The 18,772-nt window shown below is 71.7% G+C and carries 15 protein-coding genes and 1 pseudogene; 6 read left to right on the top strand and 10 right to left on the bottom strand.

What is annotated here, in order from left to right; all coding sequences use genetic code 11:
• Nucleotides 1-55 precede the first annotated feature (55 nt).
• The 5 genes and pseudogenes from J2S42_RS28670 to ftsY all read right to left on the bottom strand — a co-directional run.
• Nucleotides 56-2,248 (bottom strand): annotated as a pseudogene (locus tag J2S42_RS28670) ([protein-PII] uridylyltransferase); the annotation flags it as partial.
• A gap of 18 nt (nt 2,249-2,266) precedes the next feature.
• Entirely contained in the window at nt 2,267-2,605 is a 339-nt protein-coding gene (locus tag J2S42_RS28665; protein ID WP_306839497.1) for a P-II family nitrogen regulator, read from the bottom strand.
• A 39-nt stretch (nt 2,606-2,644) separates the two neighbouring features.
• Nucleotides 2,645-3,997, bottom strand: a complete 1,353-nt coding sequence (locus tag J2S42_RS28660; RefSeq protein WP_307244026.1) for an ammonium transporter — start codon at nt 3,995-3,997, stop codon at nt 2,645-2,647.
• Between the two features lie 195 nt (nt 3,998-4,192).
• A complete protein-coding gene (locus J2S42_RS28655) occupies nt 4,193-5,173 on the bottom strand; it encodes a phosphotransferase (protein WP_307244024.1) in 981 nt (326 codons plus the stop codon).
• Between the two features lie 5 nt (nt 5,174-5,178).
• The gene (ftsY, locus tag J2S42_RS28650) at nt 5,179-6,354 is read right to left on the bottom strand and encodes a signal recognition particle-docking protein FtsY (RefSeq protein WP_307244022.1); all 1,176 of its coding nucleotides are present in this window, start codon (nt 6,352-6,354) and stop codon (nt 5,179-5,181) included.
• 250 nt (nt 6,355-6,604) lie between these two features.
• Here ftsY and J2S42_RS28645 point away from each other — a divergent pair, with 250 nt between their 5' ends.
• Nucleotides 6,605-8,284 (top strand): alkaline phosphatase D family protein, encoded by a 1,680-nt coding sequence (locus tag J2S42_RS28645; RefSeq protein ID WP_307244020.1) that lies wholly within the window; start codon nt 6,605-6,607, stop codon nt 8,282-8,284.
• Here J2S42_RS28645 and J2S42_RS28640 read toward each other — a convergent pair.
• Complete coding sequence (locus J2S42_RS28640) at nt 8,271-8,867, bottom strand: hypothetical protein (protein WP_307244018.1); 597 nt, start codon at nt 8,865-8,867, stop codon at nt 8,271-8,273. The two genes, J2S42_RS28645 and J2S42_RS28640, sit on opposite strands and share 14 nt — an antisense overlap.
• Before the next feature lie 36 nt (nt 8,868-8,903).
• On the opposite strand from J2S42_RS28640, the gene J2S42_RS28635 reads away from it, so the two are divergent.
• The 4 genes from J2S42_RS28635 (at nt 8,904) to J2S42_RS28620 (ending at nt 12,515) form a co-directional block, all read left to right on the top strand.
• Nucleotides 8,904-9,593: a response regulator transcription factor gene (locus tag J2S42_RS28635; RefSeq protein WP_307244016.1), complete on the top strand. Its 690-nt coding sequence runs from the start codon at nt 8,904-8,906 to the stop codon at nt 9,591-9,593.
• Nucleotides 9,590-10,864 carry a HAMP domain-containing sensor histidine kinase gene (locus J2S42_RS28630; protein WP_307244015.1) on the top strand — a complete coding sequence of 425 codons (1,275 nt, stop codon included), beginning with the start codon at nt 9,590-9,592 and terminating at the stop codon, nt 10,862-10,864. The genes J2S42_RS28635 and J2S42_RS28630 overlap by 4 nt, the downstream gene beginning before the upstream one ends.
• Before the next feature lie 74 nt (nt 10,865-10,938).
• Complete coding sequence (locus tag J2S42_RS28625; RefSeq protein WP_307244013.1) at nt 10,939-11,775, top strand: undecaprenyl-diphosphate phosphatase; 837 nt, start codon at nt 10,939-10,941, stop codon at nt 11,773-11,775.
• 209 nt (nt 11,776-11,984) lie between these two features.
• Nucleotides 11,985-12,515: a DinB family protein gene (locus J2S42_RS28620; RefSeq protein ID WP_307244011.1), complete on the top strand. Its 531-nt coding sequence runs from the start codon at nt 11,985-11,987 to the stop codon at nt 12,513-12,515.
• 27 nt (nt 12,516-12,542) lie between these two features.
• On the opposite strand, the gene J2S42_RS28615 is transcribed toward J2S42_RS28620, so the two are convergent.
• The 4 genes from J2S42_RS28615 to J2S42_RS28600 form a co-directional block, all read right to left on the bottom strand.
• The gene (locus tag J2S42_RS28615) at nt 12,543-12,686 is read right to left on the bottom strand and encodes a hypothetical protein (RefSeq protein WP_307244009.1); all 144 of its coding nucleotides are present in this window, start codon (nt 12,684-12,686) and stop codon (nt 12,543-12,545) included.
• Nucleotides 12,687-12,716: 30 nt separating this feature from the next.
• Nucleotides 12,717-13,337, bottom strand: a complete 621-nt coding sequence (locus J2S42_RS28610) for an HAD family hydrolase (RefSeq protein ID WP_307244007.1) — start codon at nt 13,335-13,337, stop codon at nt 12,717-12,719.
• Nucleotides 13,330-16,914 carry a chromosome segregation protein SMC gene (gene smc / locus J2S42_RS28605; protein WP_307244005.1) on the bottom strand — a complete coding sequence of 1,195 codons (3,585 nt, stop codon included), beginning with the start codon at nt 16,912-16,914 and terminating at the stop codon, nt 13,330-13,332. The genes J2S42_RS28610 and smc overlap by 8 nt, the downstream gene beginning before the upstream one ends.
• Nucleotides 16,915-17,217: 303 nt before the next feature.
• Complete coding sequence (locus tag J2S42_RS28600; protein WP_306834311.1) at nt 17,218-17,412, bottom strand: hypothetical protein; 195 nt, start codon at nt 17,410-17,412, stop codon at nt 17,218-17,220.
• 346 nt (nt 17,413-17,758) lie between these two features.
• Between J2S42_RS28600 and J2S42_RS28595 the strand changes: the two genes are divergently transcribed.
• Nucleotides 17,759-18,658, top strand: coding sequence for a CAP domain-containing protein (locus J2S42_RS28595; protein ID WP_307244003.1), 900 nt, complete (start codon nt 17,759-17,761; stop codon nt 18,656-18,658).
• The last annotated feature ends 114 nt before the right edge of the window (nt 18,659-18,772 follow it).

The raw sequence follows: 18,772 nt of genomic DNA, 5'->3' as shown, positions 1-18,772 counted from the left end.
TTCTGTCTAAAACGCACCGGCGCGAAGAGGCCAACAGCAAGGGTAACCCGGCGAGTCAGGCGTGCGCGGCGGCGGCCAGCACGGCGGCCTCCACCTTCTCCCGGGCAGCGTCGTCGAAACCCGCACCGACCAGGTAGAACGCGTCGACCACGTCGCCGCCGAGCGTGGAGATCCGGGCGGCGCGCACGGACGTGCCGACGTCCTCGAGCGCGGACGCCAGCCGGTAGAGCAGCCCGGGCGAGTCCGCGGCGCGCACCTCCAGCACCACCGCGTCCGTGGCCACGTCGCGGTGCCAGACGACCTTCGGAGCGGCGCCGGTACGCGTGGGAGGCACTCGCCCGCGCAGCCGCTGCGTCACGGACACGTCGCCGTTGAGCACCCGGCGCAAATCGGCGGTGAGCGCGATCGGCTCGGCCGGTGTGCCGTACCGGGGCTGTACCCGCACCTCCAGCACCGCCCGCTCCCCCACCGTGGTGACGTCCGCGGCGAGCACGTCGAGCCGGTGCATGGACAGGCAGCCGGCCACGGCCGCGAGCAGTCCGCGCCGGTCCGCGGCCGCGACCGCGACCCGGTCGCCGTCGAGGTGCACCACGGGCAGCGGCGCGTCCAGCAGTTCCGGGTCGGGCTCCGCAGGTTTGGGCAGCGCGCCGGTGTCCAGCGCGGTGCGCACGCGTGCGACCAGCTCGCGGATCAGCCGGCCCTTCCAGTCGGACCAGGCGGCCGGGCCGGTCGCTATCGCGTCCGCGCGGGCCAGGCTGTGCAGCAGGTCGAGCGTGAGCGGGTCCTCGACCGCGGTCGCGACGCGGGTGATGGTGACCGGGTCGCTCAGGTCGCGGCGGGTGGCCACCTCGGGCAGCAGCAGGTGCAGCCGGACCAGGCGTTCGATCAGCGCGACCTCGGCCGGCGGCAGCCCGATGCGCTGCGCGATGCCGGCCGCGATCGGCGCGCCGACCGCGCTGTGGTCGCCGGGCAGGCCCTTGCCCACGTCGTGCAGGAACGCGGCGAGCAGCAGCAGGTCGGGCCGGTCGACGTCGCGGGTGAACGCGGTGGCCTCGGACGCGGCCTGGACCAGGTGCCGGTCCAGCGTGAACCGGTGCACCGCGTTGTGTTGCGGCAGGCTGCGCATGCGCGCCCATTCCGGCAGCCAGCCGTCGACCAGGCCGTACCGGTCGCAGGTCTCCCAGGTCGCGGGCAGGCCGGGACCGGCGCCGAGCAGCGTGATCAGGGCCGACCGGGCCGCTTCCGGCCAGGGCGCGGGCAGCGGCGGGCAGTAGGTGGCGAGCCATTCGCAGGTGGCGCGCGCGATCGGCAGCCGGTGCACGGCCGCGGCCGCGGCGACGCGGAGCGAGAGGCTGGGGTCGGGGCGCGGCCCGATCGCGGTTCGTGCCAGTACGAGCTCGCCGTCGTGCTCGACCACGTCCCGGGCGACCGGGCGGCGTACCGGCGTGCCCGCGGTCAGCAGGCGTCGACGGCCGCGGAGCCGGTCCGCAGCGCGCCAGGCGTCGTCGACCGCGTGCGCGATGGTCCGCGCGTCGCCGGAGACGCGGCGCAGCAGCGCGTCGCCGTCGTCCAGGCCCAGCGCCAGCGCCACGGACTTCCGTTCCTGGGCGACCAGCCGGTCGACCCGGCGGCCGACCGCGAGGTGCAGCGCGTCCCGGACGTCGAGCATGTGCAGGTTCGCGGCCCGGACCGCCGGGCGCATCGCGTCCGCGATGCCGGCCCGGCCCATGCCGCGCAGGATCGTCACGTCGCGCAGCCCGCCGGACGCCTCCTTGACGTCGCCCTCCAGCAGGAACGCCAGCTCGCCGTGGGTTTCCCAGCGCGCGCGAGTGATCTCGCGGAGCGCCTCCAGGTTGCGGACCGCAGTGCGCCGCCAGAGGTCCGCGGACTCGGTGATCAGCCGCTCGGACAGCGCACGGTCACCGGCGACGTGCCGGGCGTCGAGCATGCCGAGCGCGGCCTTGACGTCCGACGCCGCCACCTCGATAGCCTGATCGACGGTACGGACCGAGTGGTCGAGTTTGTGCTTCGCGTCCCAGATGGGGTACCAGATCGAGGAGGCCAGCTCGTCGATCCCGGTCACGCCGGCGTGCACCAGCACCAGGTCCAGGTCGCTGAACGGCGCGACCTCACGCCGGCCGAGCCCACCCACCGCGACCAGCGCGACGCCGGGCACACCGGCGGGCATCAGCGTGGTCAGCCACGAGTCGAGCGCCGCCGCACGCGTGGTGCGTGCGACGGCGCCGATGTCACTCATATCCGTGTGTTACAGCGCGTCGAGGCCGCGCTCGCCGGTCCGGACCCGGATGACGTCGTCCACGGACGTCACCCAGACCTTCCCGTCGCCGATCTTCCCGGTCCGGGCCGCCGTGACGACCGCGTCGACGACCTTCTCGACGTCGATCTCGTCGGTCAGCACCTCGACCCGGATCTTCGGCAGGAACTCCACCGTGTACTCCGCACCGCGGTAGACCTCGGTGTGTCCCTTCTGCCGGCCGTAGCCCTGCACCTCGCTCACGGTGAGCCCGGCGACGCCGAGGGCGTGCAGGGCCTCCTTCACCGCGTCGAGCTGGTACGGCTTGATGACCGCGGTCACCAGCTTCATGCTCAGTCCCTCCATCGTGGCAACGTAACCGGTGACCTGTTAGCCTGCGACCTTTTCGTCGGCCGTGGCGGGCGTGGCGGGTGCCGCGGCCGCGGGGGTGCCGCTCGACGGGGCGATCCCGGCCAGGGCGAACGCGCCGCCGCCACCCGTGGGGGCGGAGAAGTCGTACGCGCTCTCCGCGTGCTCGACCTGGTCCACACCCTCGGTCTCCGCCTCGGACGAGACGGTCATGCCGATCGTCTTGTCGATCGCGAAGCCCAGGATGACCGAGATGATCAGCGAGTACGCCAGCACCGCGAACGCGCCCGCGGCCTGCTTGCCGAGCTGCTCGACACCGCCGCCGTAGAACAGGCCCTGCGGGCCGGCCTCGCCGTAGAACTTCTGGGTGGCGATCAGGCCGATGGACAGCGCGCCGATCAGGCCGCCGACCATGTGCACGCCGACCACGTCGAGCGAGTCGTCGAAGCCGAGCTTGTACTTCAGGCCGACCGACAGCGCGCAGATCGCACCGGTGACGATGCCGAGGCCGATCGCGCCGATCGGCTCGACGAACGCACAGGCCGGGGTGATCGCGACCAGGCCGGCGATCGCACCCGAGGACGCGCCGAGCAGCGTGGGCTTGCCGTCGCGGATCCACTCCACGACCAGCCAGCCGATGACCGCGGCCGCGGTGGCGACCTGGGTGTTCAGGAACGCGATGCCGGCGATCGCGTCGGCCGCGCCCTCGGAGCCGGCGTTGAAGCCGAACCAGCCGAACCAGAGCAGACCGGCGCCGAGCGCGATGGTCGGCACGTTGTGCGGCTTGTACGCACCGGACGGCCAGCCGTTCCGCTTGCGCAGGATGATCGCCAGGCCGAGCGCCGCCGCACCCGCGTTGATGTGCACCGCGGTGCCACCGGCGAAGTCGAACGCGCCCATCTCGAAGATCCAGCCGCCGCCCCACACCCAGTTCGCGACCGGGAAGTAGACGAGGGTGGCCCAGGCGACCGCGTAGACGATCCAGCCGGCGAACTTGGCGCGGTCCGCGAGCGCGCCGCTGATCAGCGCGACCGTGATGATCGCGAACATCATCTGGAAGACCGCGAAGACGAACGTCGGGACCGGGACCAGCTCGGACCAGGCGCCGGTGAGGTCCTGCGTCATGAACGCGTACTGCGTGACGTCGCCGAAGAAGCCGTTCGACTTACCGAACGCGATGGAGAAGCCGTAGAAGACCCAGAGCAGGGACACGATGGCGATGGAGCTGAAGCTCATCATCATCATGTTCAGGATGCCCTTGGACTTGGTCATGCCACCGTAGAAGAACGCCAGACCCGGAGTCATGAGAAGCACAAGAGCGGACGAAACAAGCAACCAGGCGGTGTGCCCGGAATCGATGGCAATCTCCGGCACGCTGCCTCCTCTCGGTTTGAATTCCTCCCTCCCGGTGGCAAGGCAGCATCGCCCCGTCGCCGGTTGGACGAGAGCTTCACGGGCCGCTGTTTCGCGCTGGGTCTCCAGTCCGTTTCTTGAGAGTCACGGGTTGTTTCCAACGTGTGAAGAAACACTCACCATCCCTGAACAGAGGGTGGCGTATCAGCCGATCATCTATCGCAGAGTGTACTCAAGTGCGTTCCGCTCGTAGTCGAGCAGACGAAGATCGCGCATCGGGCGACGCAGGTGTCCCTTTTGCACGATGGTCACGAACGCGGGATCACCGGCCGCCGCCATCCGCCGGATGCCCTCGACGTGGTCGACGATCCGCTTGCGAATGGTCCGGACCAGGCGGTGCCGGTCGCGCGGGATCAGCCCGTACGCGTCCGCGAACAACCGCAGCCGGCGCGGCCGGTTCGGCCGCTTCCAGCCCAGCGTCTGCGAGTCCCGGTCGGAGAAGAGCGGCACCCAGGTCCAGGCCGCGTACGCCACGTCGTAGATCCGCGCCCCCGGTGACGCCAGGTCGAAGTCGATCAGCGCGAGCGTGCCGTCCGGCCGCCAGATCACGTTGTGCGGCGCCGCGTCGTGGTGGCAGATCACCTCCGTGTCCGGCGGCGGCGGCCCGAACGAGCGCCACACCGCGCCGGGCGGCGGCTGGAAACCGTACTGCGCGTCGTGGAACATCCGCAGCATGGTCGCCACGGTGACCAGCGCCTCGTCCGTCACCCAGTGCTCGGCCAGCGGGTACTCGCCGCACTCGCCGTCGATGTAGGACAGCACCTCGCGGCCCTTGTCGTCTATCCCGAGCGCGCGCGGCGAGCCGCTGAAGCCGACGTACTCCATGTGGCGCAGCAGCGCGTGCACCGAGGGCGTCCACGGTCCCGCGTTGCGGCGTACGGTGTCGCCGACCCGGTGCACGGTGGAGACGTTGCCGCCGCGCAGCGGCACCTCCTCGTACCCGGGCTCCGGGTGCAGCTGCGGCACGTACGGCCGGCCGGGCTGCTGCGGTGTCTGCGGCGGGTACTGGTGCACAGGCGGGGGCTGCTGCGGCGGCTGGTGGTAGACCGGCGGCGGCTGTTGCGTGTAGTGCTGCGGCTGGCCGGACCCGCCCGGGGGCGGCCACGACATGCCCGGCGCGCGGTGTGGGTGCGTCACGGCGGTTACGCGCCGGTCCCGAGCAGCGCGTCGACGAACTGCACGGGCTCGAAGGGCGCCAGGTCGTCCGGGCCCTCGCCCAGGCCGACCAGCTTGACCGGGATGCCCAGCTTGCGCTGCACCGCGATCACGATCCCCCCCTTCGCCGTGCCGTCCAGCTTGGTCAGCACGACACCCGTCACGTCGACCACCTCTGTGAAGACCCTCGCCTGCTCCAGGCCGTTCTGCCCGGTGGTGGCGTCGAGCACCAACAGCGTCTCATCCACCGGCCCGTGCTTCTCCACGACCCGCTTGACCTTACCCAGCTCGTCCATCAGGCCGACCTTGTTCTGCAGCCGGCCCGCGGTGTCCACCAACACGGTATCCACCCGGGTCTCGATACCCCGTTTCACGGCATCGAACGCGACACTCGCCGGATCCGCGCCCTCGGGACCGCGGACCACCTCGGCGCCGACCCGGGAACCCCAGGTGGCGAGCTGCTCGGCGGCGGCCGCCCGGAACGTGTCGGCCGCACCCATCAGCACGGTACGCCCGTCCGCGATCAGCACCCGGGCGATCTTGCCGCAGGTGGTGGTCTTGCCGGCGCCGTTCACGCCGACCACCATGATCACCGCCGGGGTGTCGCCGGTGGGCGCGGACCGCAGCGTCCGGTCCATGCCCGGCTCCAGCGCCGCGACCAGTTCCTCGGCCAGCAGCGCGCGCACGTCCGCGGCGGTCTTCGTGCCCAGCACGCGGGTGCGCTCGCGCAGCCGTTCGACGATCGCGGTGGTCGCCTCGATGCCGACGTCCGCGCCGATCAGGCTGTCCTCGATCTCCTCCCACGTGTCGTCGTCGATGTGGTCGCGGGAGAGCAGGCCGAGCAGGCCCTTGCCGAAGACGTTCTGCGAGCGGGACAGCCGCGCGCGCAGCCGCACCAGCCGCCCGGCCGACGGCTCCGGCCGCTCGACGGCCGGTTCCTCGACGGCGGGTTCCTCGACGACGGCGGGCGGGGCCTCCACCACCGGAGCCGGCGCCACGGAAACCGGAGAAGCCTCGGGCACCGGCTTCTCGGTGATCACCGGAGGAGAGGAGGGCGTAACGGGCGGCACCGGGGGCCGCCGGCGCAGCCGCGGCACCACCAGACCGAGCCCGCCGAGCACCAACACGCCCAGCATCACCAGAGCGACGACCACGTAGTCCATGACCGAATCCTGTCAGATGGGCCCGCAGGCGTCCCGCCGACCGCTCCACCCCTTACCGGGCCGTCGGTTGTCCAACTCCCCCGGTCACCCACGGGGTAACGGCCGGTGAACCCCGGCTCCCGCCCCGGTCACCCACCCCTAAACGGTGTAAACACTTTCCGGATGCGGTGACGAGTGACACGCACCCCGCTGGCGCCACGGTGATCCGGGTGGGCAGGATGAAGCCCACCATCCCCCGGAGGTCCGTTAAATGACGACCGATCAGCCGAGCGAAGCGCTGCTCATCGGCCCGCTGCTGCGCCGCGTCGCCGGCACGAAGGCCACGGTCTGGGTCGAGACCGCGCACGCGGCGGAGGTCGAGGTGCGCGCGGGTGCGGCCGGTGGGCGCGCGGCCACGTTCTCCGCGTTCGGTCACCACTACGCGCTGGTCCTGGTGGAGGGTCTGGCCGAGGGTGCGGTCACCCCCTACGACGTGTACGTGGACGGGGCGCACGTCTGGCCGCCGGCGGACTACCCGTACCCGAGGAGTGTCATCCGGACCCGCGGCGGCGCGGAGCGGGACACGGAGGCGAAGCTGGTGTTCGGCTCCTGCCGGGAGACGACGCAGCACGCGACGACGCGGCGGCTGCCGCCGGACGCGCTGGACGCCTACGCGCGGCGCCTGATGCCGGCCGGCCCGGACGACGAGGCCTGGCCGGACTTCCTGGTGCTGCTCGGTGACCAGGTCTACGCGGACAAGACCTCGGACACGGTACGCAAGCAGCTCACGGCGCGTACCAAGCCGCACCACGGCACCGGCGACGACGTGCAGACGTTCGACGAGTACACGAAGCTCTACGAGGAGTCCTGGCGCGACCCGGAGATCCGCTGGCTGTTCTCCACCGTGCCGTCCGTGATGATGTTCGACGACCACGAGATCATCGACGACTGGAACTCGTCGGCATCGTGGCGCGCGGACATGCAGCGGGAGCCCTGGTGGGCCGAGCGGATCATGAACGGGCTCGCCTCCTACTGGGTCTACCAGCACATGGGCAACCTGCCGCCGGACCGGCTGCAGGAGGACGCGCTCTACCCGAAGGTGGCCGGCGCCGCGGACGCGACCGAGATCCTCCGCGAGTTCGCCGCCCGGGTGGACCAGGAGGCGGACTTCGGGCACGACCCGGAGAGCTGGAGGTCGCGGCAGTACCAGTGGAGCTTCGCGGTCGATCTCGGGCGTACCCGGCTGGTGGTCCTGGACAACCGGTGCAGCCGGGTGCTGGACCCGGACCATCGCGCGATGCTGCCGGCCGCGGAGTGGTCCTGGTTCCTCGACCAGGCGCACGGGTCGACCTTCGACCACCTGGTGGTCGGCTCGTCGCTGCCGTGGCTGATGCCGCCCGCGATCCACTACCTGGAGGCGTGGAACGAGCGGATCAGCGCGTCCAGGCGGCCACGGGTGGCCGCGTTCGGCGAGAAGGTGCGGCGCGCGGTCGACCTGGAGCACTGGGCCGCGTTCCAGAGCTCGTTCGAGGCGCTGGCCGACCTGTTCCGGGTGCTCGGCCGCAGCAGCACCGGCCCGGCGTCGATCTCGGTGCTCTCCGGCGACGTGCACCACTCGTACGTGGCCAAGGCCGAACTGGGCCCCGGTGTGATCACCCCGGTGCACCAGCTGACCTGCTCGCCGATACACAACCAGGTGCCGAGCTTCATGCGGCCGCTGATGCGGATCGGCTGGGCGCGCTGGGCCGGGCTGGTCGCCCGCGGCCTGGCGTTCAGCGTGGGCGTGCGCTCGTCGTCGCTGCGCTGGCGGAAGAGCGAGGACGACCCCTACTTCGGCAACGCGGTCGCGACGCTGACCCACCGGGGCCGCCAGGCGCGGGTGATCATCGAGGGCACCACGCCGGACGGCCGGCTGGACACGGTCGCGGACGTGTTGCTCACGACTCCGTGACCTCGTGGAACGGCCCGTTGTTGAACCAGAGCGCGTCGATCGTGTAGGCCCGGCCGCCGCCGGTGAACCGCACCACGAGGCGCTCCGGCGACGGTTGCGCGGTGTCCGTGGCGAACCCGGTCGCGGGCGTCGCGGACACCAGGCTGACCACCTGGTCCACGATCTGGATGACGGCCTGCCCACCATCAACCTTGAAACTTCGGACATATGTGACTTTGCCGTTGGTTTCGGTCGCGGTCCAGCCGTTCACGACGGACTGCTTCGGCGCCGCGGGCCCGGCCTCACGCGTGGGAGCGCTACTACGGGCCGCGGTGGGGACCGGCGCCGCGGCGCTCTCACGGACCGCGGGCGGCGACGGGGAGGACGATGGCGTCACGGAGAGTGTCGGCGACGGCGACGGCGTGACCACCGGCGGCGCCGGAGCAGGCGACAACCTGCGCAGATCCGACGCACTCAGCGGAATGGCGCGATCGGGCAGCGCCGTGTTCAACACGGGGCGTAACCCCACCCACACCGTCACGGCCCCGAGCACGGTGGCCAGCACCCATGCCATCGCCCCGCCGCCCAGCTGCCAGATCCGCACGGGACTCATAGTGCCAACTCGGGATAGCGTGCTGCCATGCCCCTCGTCCTGCTCGTCGACGACGACCCCACGGTGCGCGGCGCCATCGCGCATACGCTGACCGACCTCGGACACGCCGTCCGCGCGGTCGGCAGCGCCATGGAGGCGCTGCAGGAGATCACCCACAATCAGCCTGACCTGGTGATTCTCGACCTCGGCCTGCCCGACATCGACGGCGCGGACGCGTTGCGCATGCTGCGTACGATCTGCGACGTGCCGGTGATCGTGGCCACCGGGCGGCGCGGCGAGCTGGACATCATCCGCCTGCTCAACGCGGGTGCGGACGACTACGTGGTGAAGCCGTTCTCCACCGCGCACCTGGCCGCGCGGGTCACCGCGGTGCTGCGCCGGGGCCGTCCGGCCGCGCCGGAACGCAGCTCGGAGCCGGTGCGGGTGGGCGGGCTGTGCGTCGACCCGTCCCGCCGGACGATCACGCTCGACGGCGAGGTCCTGAAACTCACCCGAAAGGAGTACGAGCTGCTCGCGTACCTCGCCGGCCGCGCCGGGCAGGTGGTCACCCGCAAGGAGCTGGTGACCGAGGTCTGGCGCGCGCCGTACGCCGGTTTCGAGAAGACGCTCGACGTCCACATCTCCTGGTTGCGCCGCAAGCTCGGCGAGACCGCCGCCCAGCCCCGCCTGCTGCACGCCGTCCGCGGCGTCGGCATCATGCTGGCCGATCACAGTTGAGGGCCGCGCTCGCCCGGCTGGCGCTGGCCGTGACGTCGATGGTCGCGCTGTCGTTCGTCGTACCGCTGGCCCTGGTCGTCATGGAGATCGCCGAGGACCGCGCGCTCGCGGACGCGCATCAGCAGGCCGTCGGCATGGTCGCGGCGCTGACCGTGACGGACGATCCGGACGTGCTCACCCGCGCGATGGCCGCGACCGCGGCCGGGGCCGACAACCGGCTGGCCGTGCACCTGCCCGGTCAGCCGCCGATGGGCACCAGCGTGGCCGACGCGGGCGACGTGGAGCTGGTGGAGTCACGCCGGCAGGCGACCACCGCGGTCGTGCCGGGCGGCCAGGTCTACCTTCAGGCCACCGCGATCGACGGGAACCGTACCGCGGTGATCGAGGTCTTCGTGCCCGACGCGGACCTGCGCCGGGGCGTCGACGTGGCCTGGGCCGCGATGGCCGGCATGTCGCTGGTGCTGGTCGCCGGCTCGGTCTTCGTCGCGGACCGGATCGGCGTCCGGCTGGTCCGCGCGGCCCGCTCGCTGGCCGGCGCGGCCCGCGCGTTCGGCGCCAAGGACCTCTCCGCGCGCGTCACCCCGGCCGGTCCGCCGGAGCTGCGCGAGGCCGCGAGCGCGTTCAACACGATGGCCGACCGCATGATCCAGTTCATCGACAAGGAGCGGGAACTCGCGTCCGACCTGTCGCACCGGCTGCACACGCCGCTGACCGCGCTGCGCCTGGACGCGGACCGGATCCCGCCCGGCCCGGTCGCGGACCGGGTGCGCCAGGCGGTGTCGGATCTCCAACACGAGATCGACGAGATCATCGGCGGCGCGCGACGGCCGGTCACTGAGCGTACCGACGCGCAGACCGATCTGGTCGAGGTGCTCGCCGACCGGCTGTCCTTCTGGGCCGTGCTCGCGGACGACCACGGCCGCCCCTGGCAGGTCGTCGGCGCGGACCGCCCGGTCTTCGTCAACGTGCCCGAGGAGGACCTGATCGGCGTGGTCGACGCGCTCATCGGCAACGTCTTCGAGCACACGCCGCAGGGCACGCCGTTCCTGGTCACGGTGTCGGATGACGCGCTCACCGTGTCCGATGCCGGCCCCGGCATCCGCGATCCGCGGGCCGCGCTGCAACGCGGGCACAGCGGCGGCGGCTCCACCGGACTCGGCCTGTCCATCGTGCACCGGGTCGCCACCGAGCTCGGCGGCGGCGTCCGGATCGACCGCGGGGAGCTCGGCGGGGCGCGGGTCACCCTGCACCTCAAGCACGCGCTATCTTGATCGCTCGTCACCCCCCGCAGTTGTCATTCCGCTGATTGGCCGGCACGCGCGCCGGTGGAGGGAAGAGCCAGTCCGTGAACATCCTCGAAGCGGTGCTGCTCGGCGCCGTCGAAGGCTTCACCGAGTTCCTGCCGGTCTCCAGCACGGGTCACCTCACGATCCTGGAGAAGCTGCTCGGCTACCAGATCGACGCACCGGACATCACCGCGTTCACCGCGATCATCCAGTCCGGCGCGGTGCTGGCCACGCTGCTCTACCTGCGCGGCGACATCCTCCGGATCATCAAGGCCTGGTTCCTGGGCCTGTTCAAGGCGGAGAACCGCGGCACCCCCGACTACCGGTTCAGCTGGGCGGTCATCCTCGGCTCGGTCCCGATCGCGATCATCGGTCTGCTCTTCAAGGACCAGATCGAGACCACGCTGCGCAGCCTCTGGTTCGTCGGCACCGCGCTGATCGTCTGGAGCTTCGTCATGTGGTTCGCCGACCGCGCGGCCACCCAGACCCGCCACGAGGCCGACGTGACCTGGAAGGACACGCTGATCATCGGCGTCACCCAGTGTCTCGCGCTGATCCCCGGCGTCTCCCGCTCCGGCGCCACCATGTCCGCCGGCCTGCTCCGTGACCTCGACCGTGTCACGGTCACCCGCCTGTCGTTCTTCCTGTCCATCCCGGCGCTGACCGCGGCCACGCTGCTGCAGGTCGTCACCGAGTTCGACAACATCTCCAACGGCGTCGGCTGGGTCAACACGCTGGTCGCCACCGTGGTCAGCTTCATCGTCGCCTACTTCGCGGTCAACTGGCTGCTCAAGTTCGTCGCCAAGCACAGCTACACGATCTTCATCGTCTACCGCATCGTGCTGGGCACGATCGTGCTCGCCCTGGTCGCGACCAACACCATCTCGGCCACGTAAGCACCGCTCGACGGGCCGGCCGGCGGCTGCCGGCCGGCCCGTTCACCGTCATCTCCCGTTTCCGGCGTGGTGCGGCCCGCATGCTCGCCACATGCGGAGGCGTGATCGCCGCCCGAGACCCGATCGCCGCGCCGGGCAGGCGCCGGGAACCGCCAGCGGAGGCGGGGACGGGCGGGAGGTCACGGGGTCGGTCGGGCAGAATCGGGCGCATGACGACCGATTGGACTGCACCGGTTATCGAGCGCGCGTCGGAGCCCTTTGTCGCGCCGGAGCGGCAGATGCTGGAAGGGTGGCTGGACTGGCACCGGCAGACGTTGCTGACGAAGTGTGCGGGGCTGACGGCGGAGCAGCTCAAGACCGCGAGCGTGGAGCCGTCGATTCTCACGCTGCTCGGGCTGGTGCGGCACATGGCCGAGGTGGAGCGCTGGTGGTTTCGCGTGTTCACCGGGGTGGCGCCGGATCTCGAGGACATCTACTGCACGCCGGAGCAGCGCGACGGTGACTTCGAGAACGTGGCGGACGCGGACGCGGAGCGGGACTTCGCCACGTTCATCGCGGAGACCGAGGAGGCGCGGGCCGCGGTCAAGGGCGTGGACCTGGACCACATCTACCGGCACCCGACGAACGGCACCGAGAAAAACCTGCGCTGGATCTACGTTCACATGATCGAGGAGTACGCGCGGCACAACGGCCACGCGGACTTCCTGCGCGAGCGGATCGACGGCGTGACGGGCGACTGAGCCCCCGCCACGCCGCCGGCCGGGGCGTCAGGAGATCGCGCTGTAGATCGGGACGAAGCCGAGACCGGTGCCGGTCGGGGAGAAGACCTCCATCTTGCGCACGACGGTGCCGGGGGTACTGGCGTTGACGGCGTTGCCGACCCCGATGCCGCCCATCGCGATCGCGCACACATAACTCGGCGTGAATGCCTTGTGACCGGATCAGAGGTCCAGCGCCGCCCGGACGTAACGCAGGTCGTCCGCGCCGCTCCAGCGGAGGGCGGAGAGGCCGGCGGCGCGGGCGCCACGGACCGCGCGGTCGTCGGCGTCGATGAAGAAGACCAGCGACGGCGGCAGCTGGAGGGCCTGGCAGGCCGCGATGAAGAACTCCTTGGCCGGCTTGTGCGTGCCGACCACGGACGAGTTGACCACCACGTCGACCTCGCCGGTCAGGCCGAGCGCGTCCAGGTCGGCGGGGAGCGCGTCGGTGCCGTTCGTGGCTATGCCGACCGGCAGGCCGGCGGCGCGGACGTCGCGCAGGAACGCCAGCACGTCCGGGTCGACGGTGCCGCGTTCGGCCTGCCACTCCCCGACGGCCGCGCGGGCCCGCTCCGGACCGCCGGCCGCGAACGTCAGCTCGTCCGCGACGACGGACATCCACTGTGCGTGCGACACCTCGCCGACCAGCGCGGGCTGCATGCGCCCCCACACGGTCGCGGTGTCCCGGAGACGGCCGGGCTCCATCCCGTACCGTTGCTCGATCTCAAGGATCTTGATCTCCGGTACGTGCCGGAGCACGCCGTCCAGGTCGACGAGCAGGGCACGTGCCCGCTGTCTACGCATCCGCACTCTCCTTGACGAGCTTCTGACTGATGACCTCGGTGACGCCGGCGCGCATGGTGATGCCGTAGAGCGCGTCCGCGACCTCCATGGTCCGCTTCTGGTGGGTGATGATGATCAGCTGCGAACGCTCCCGAAGCTGCTCGAACAGCGTGATCAGGCGGCCCAGGTTCACGTCGTCCAGTGCGGCCTCGACCTCGTCCATGATGTAGAACGGGCTGGGGCGGGCCCGGAAGATCGCACAGAGCATGGCGACCGCGGTGAGCGATCGCTCGCCGCCGGACAGCAACGACAGCCGCTTGATCTTCTTGCCGGGCGGGCGTGCCTCGACCTCGACGCCGGTGGTGAGCATGTCCTCCGGGTCGGTCAGGATCAGCCGGCCCTCGCCGCCCGGGAAGAGCACCTGGAACACGTGCTCGAACTCGCGCGCGGTGTCCTCGAACGCGGACGTGAAGACCTCCAGGATCCGGTCGTCCACGTCCTTGACCACGGTGAGCAGGTCCTTGCGGGTGGCCTTGAGGTCCTCCAGCTGGTCGGAGAGGAACTTGAACCGCTCCTCCAGCGCGGCGAACTCCTCCAGCGCCAGCGGGTTGACCTTGCCCAGCAGCGTCAGGTCGCGTTCCGCCTTGGCCGCGCGCTTCTCCTGCGTGGGGCGGTGGAACGGCACCGGCTCCGGCACCGGCTTGCCGTCCTTCTCCGCGGCGGCGACGTCGGCCTGGCTCGGCGGCACCGGGTTCTGCGGGCCGTACTCGGTGGTCAGCGTCTCGACGTCGAGCGAGAAGTCCTCGGCCGCCTTCGCCTCCAGCTGCTCCAGGCGCAGGCGCTGCTCCGCGCGGGCCACCTCGTCCCGGTGCACCTCGCTGGTCAGCCGCTCCAGTTCGCCGGAGAGCTGCTTGGCGACCGAGCGCACCTCCTGCAACTCGGCCTCGCGCGCGGACCGGGTGGCGGCGATCTCGTCGCGGCTCTGCGCGGCCGTCTCCAGCGACGCGACGATCCTGGCCAGCGCCTGGCCCGCGCCGGTCACGACGGCTCGGGCGATCGCCGCACCACGGGCGCGGGCCGCCTTGCGAGCGGCCGCGCGTTCCCGGGCCGCGCGTTCCGCGTTCGCCTGCCGGAGCAGCGAGTCGGCCCGGCCGGAGATGGACGACACCCTTTCCTCGGCGGTACGGACGGCGAGCCGGACCTCCATCTCGTTCTGCCGGGCCTGGGGCACGCTCGCGGCCAGTATGTCGCGCTCCTCGGTGGACGGTTCCTCGTCGAGCGGCATCTCCTCCGCGACGCGCAGCCGTTCCTCCAGTTCTTCGAGGCGCATCAGGTCCTGCTCGCGGGCCTGCTCGGCCTTGGCGCGGGACGCGGCGAGCCGTTCCGTCTCGGCCTTGGCGGACCGCGCGGCGGCGCCCAGCTCGGCCAGCCGGCGGGCGGCCGCGTTGCGCTGGCTCTCCGCCTCGCGCTTGGCCGCGGCCGCGACCTGCACCGCTTCCTTCTTCCCCGCGACGTCCTCCCGGGCTTCCCCGAGCTCCGCGCGGAGGCCCGCGATCGTCTCCTCGGCCGCCTCCCGGTTCGCCTTCGCCTCGTCGACCGCGGCCTGCACCTCGATGTAGCTGACCGCCTTGCCGGAGCCACCGGCGGCCGCGAAGGCGCCGAGCACGTCGCCCTCGGGCGTGACCGCGCGCAGCTCCGGGTTGCCGGCCGCGACGCGGGCCGCGGACTCCAGGTCGGGTACGAAAACCACGTCGCGAAGCGCCCGGTGTACCGCGGGCCGCACCTGCTCCGCGCAGGTGATCAGGTCGGGGGCCCAGAGCGCGCCGTCCGGCAGCGCGGGCCGCAGCGCGTCGAGCGAGCCCAGGTCGCCGGGGCCGGCCTCGCCCGCGACCAGCATCGCGGCCCGGCCGGCGTCGGCGATCTTGAGGGTGCGCATCGCCTCGACGGCCTCATCCACACCGGCCACCGCGACCGCGTCGGCCAGCACGCCGAGCGCGGCGGCGAGCGCGGCCTCGTGACCCGGGCGCACGCTCAGCATGCCGGCCAGGCTGCCCAGCAGGCCCGGTACCTGCCCGGCCTTGGCGAGCAGCGCGCCGGCGCCGTCCTTGCGCTTGAGGCCCATGGCGAGGGCCTCCTCGCGCGCCTTCCAGCTGGCCGCGTCCTTCTCCGCCGAGCGCTCGGCCTCGGAGAGCCGGCGGACCACGGCGGACGCGGCGTCGTGCGCGGCGACCGCCTCGGCGTGCCGGGCGTCGAGGTCCGCGTTGTCCCGGTCGGCCTCGGTCGACTCGGCGGAGACCGCGTCCACCGCGGCCTGGGCCCGCTCGGCGCGCTCGGCCGCGTCGGTGTGCGCGGCGACCAGGCGGGAGATCTCCTCCTGCGCGGTGGACGACCGGGCCTGGGCCGCGTTGACCTGGCCGGTCAGCTTCGCCAGACCCTCCCGGCGGTCGGCGATGGCCTTCGCGGCGGTACGCAGCGCGCGCTCCGCGTCCGCGAGCTGGCGCTCCATCTCCTGCCGGGCCTCGATCGCCTCGGCCAGCCGGGCCTTGTCCTCCTCCAGCGCCTCGCGGAGCTCCTCCTCCTGCGCGCGGACCTCCTCGGCCTGCGCCTCCAGCATCTCCGGGTCGCGGCCGGGCCGCTCCTCCTCGCCGGGCGCGGACAGGTGCCGCAGCCGCTCACCGGCCAGCTGCTCGGTGGAGCGGAACCGCTCCTGCAGCGCGGACAGCTTGTACCAGGCGTCCTGCGCGGCCGCGAGCAGCGGCGCGTCCTCCGCGTGCGCGGCCTCCAGCGCGGCGAGCCGGCGCTGGGCGATCTCGTTCTCCTTCTCCAGCTCGCCGCGGCGGGTGCGGAGCGCGGCCTCGTCCGCGATCTCCTTCTCCAGCGTGGTGCGCAGCGTGGTGAGGTCGTCGGCGAGCAGCCGGAGCCGGGCGTCGCGCAGGTCGGACTGGATGCCGGCGGCGCGGCGGGCCACCTCGGCCTGCCGGCCGAGCGGCTTGAGCTGGCGGCGCAGCTCCGCGGTCAGGTCGGTCAGCCGGTTCAGGTTGACCTGCATGGCGTCCAGCTTGCGGATCGCCTTCTCTTTCCGCTTGCGGTGCTTGAGCACACCGGCCGCCTCCTCGATGAACGAGCGGCGGTCCTCCGGTTTCGCATGCAGCATGCTGTCCAGCCGGCCCTGGCCGACGATGATGTGCATCTCGCGGCCGATGCCGGAGTCGGAGAGCAGTTCCTGGATGTCGAGCAGCCGGCAGCCGTTGCCGTTGATCTCGTACTCGGACTCACCGGAGCGGAACATCCGGCGGGTGATCGAGACCTCGGTGTAGTCGATCGGCAGCGCGCCGTCCGTGTTGTCGATCGTGAGCGTGACCTCGGCGCGGCCCAGCGGCGCGCGACCGGCCGTACCGGCGAAGATCACGTCTTCCATCTTGCCGCCGCGCAGCGCCTTCGCGCCCTGCTCGCCGAGCACCCAGGCGATCGCGTCCACGACGTTGGACTTGCCGGAGCCGTTCGGGCCCACCACACAGGTGATGCCGGGCTCCAGGCGCATGGTGGTCGCGCTGGCGAACGACTTGAAGCCCTTCACCGTCAGGCTCTTGAGATGCACGAATCCGTATCCTCACCCCGGCGCCCCGCCGCAGGGAGGCCGGCGGGCAAGCGATTCCGCAGGGTAACCCGCGGTAGACGAGCATCACGCGGCGCCCTCGTCCCCGCCGCTGCCCCGAGTGGTCAACGAGCAGGCCAGGCTCTCGGGAACGTCTCACGCTAGCCGCTGAAACGCCCCCAGACAAAGGGCTGCGCGCCGCCACGAAGAGTGTGTGTCGGCGCGCTCAGGGATTCTGTTGTTCCATTCGGGCGTACCCGGTGGGGGCGTTACTGCTGTGGGCGCCGGCGGGCCGACGCCCGGGAATCAGGTCAGCGCCGGTTCGCGCAGACTCAGCAGATCGTCCGCCTCGGCGGCGGCAGCGGCGAGCCGATCGTTGTCGGCACGCAACCGCGTGATCTCGAACTCCAGTGCCTGCACCGTGGCACGCAGACGGGTGACCTCGTCGACGAGGCGCCGGTCTTGCGCCATGCCGACGTGGCCGTAGAGGGCCTTCGCCATTTCTGTCTCCTCATAATGCGCTGCCGGAAAGGCCGGCCAACGCGCGCCCAGCAAATCGCGACTCCACGCTCATGGGCACACACGGGCGTGATCGGGCGCGACTGGCGACACCTCCATAGTCCGCCGAGCCGCCAAAAGAGTCAAGCGCGGCGTGTCCCGCGCCACGTCGATCACGCCCGGTAATTAGCATTTTGCGGACGGTCCGACGGTTCTTAGGTCTTCCCTAGGTCTTCCTTAGGTCTGTTGGAAGTGCCCTGGTCACCCGTTTACGTTCGATCGGCAGTCTGCATCCATCGACCGCTCTGCGTGAGCAGGCGGTTCTTCCGTCTGTGGAGGCGTTCACCCCGTGTCACGGCGAGCCGAGCGAGCGACGAGCCAGCGAGAGCTGCCCCGGGCCGAGGAGATCACCTCCGGTGGGCGGCACAAGGCGAAGAGGGTCAAGCGGGCGCGTCGGCTGCCCGGCGGCACCGCGGGGCTGGTGGCACTGGTCGCGGCCGTGCTGGCGATCTTCGGTCTGGCCGCCTACATGCTGCCGCCGAGCGTCTCCGGCGGGCGCACCGACGACACCGTCGACGCCGCGGGCGCGAACCGGGACGACCTGGCCGCCGACCCGGCCGCGGCGCGCGGCGCCGACCGCCCCGAAGGTGAGATCAGCGGCGAGGCGATGTTCGGCGCGAACCCGTCCCCGTCGCCGAGTGCGTCGCCGTCCGCGGCACCGAAGACCAGCGCTCCGGCCGCACCGGCCGCGCCGAGGGAGACCGAGCCGGAGCAGGACGGCGGCGGTGACAGCGGCGGCGGGAACACCGGGGGTGGCGGCAACAGCGGCGGCGGGAACCCGGGCGGCGGCGGTGCCACCGACGAGATCACCGCGATGGAGAACGCGGTCACCGAGATCGTGAACGCGCGGCGCGCGGAGGCCGGCTGCGGCACGGTCACGAACAACGAGAAGCTGCGCACCGCGGCCCGTGGCCACAGCCAGGACATGGCCGGCCAGAACTACTTCGACCACACCAGCCTGGACGGGCGTACGCCGTGGGACCGGTCGAAGGCGGCCGGCTACCAGAACGCGATCGGCGAGAACATCGCGAAGGGCCAGCGGACCGCGGAGCAGGTCATGGAGTCGTGGATGAACAGCGACGGCCACCGCAAGAACATCCTGAACTGTGACGCCAAGGAGACCGGCGTCGGCCTCGCCTACGACGGCAACACGCCGATCTGGACCCAGATGTTCGGCGCCGGCAGCTGACATCGGCGATCGGGGTGTCCCGCACGGCGTGCGGGACACCCCGATTTTGCTTGTGGGTGAGCACCGCGAGACGTGAGCCCGCGGGAGCACGCCCAGCGCCACCACGCCGGAAGC

This window comes from Catenuloplanes indicus (assembly GCF_030813715.1).
Classification (GTDB): Bacteria; Actinomycetota; Actinomycetes; order Mycobacteriales; family Micromonosporaceae; genus Catenuloplanes; species Catenuloplanes indicus.
The sequence above is the reverse complement of the archived record's forward strand: the minus strand, read 5'-3'. Positions and strand labels throughout refer to the sequence as shown.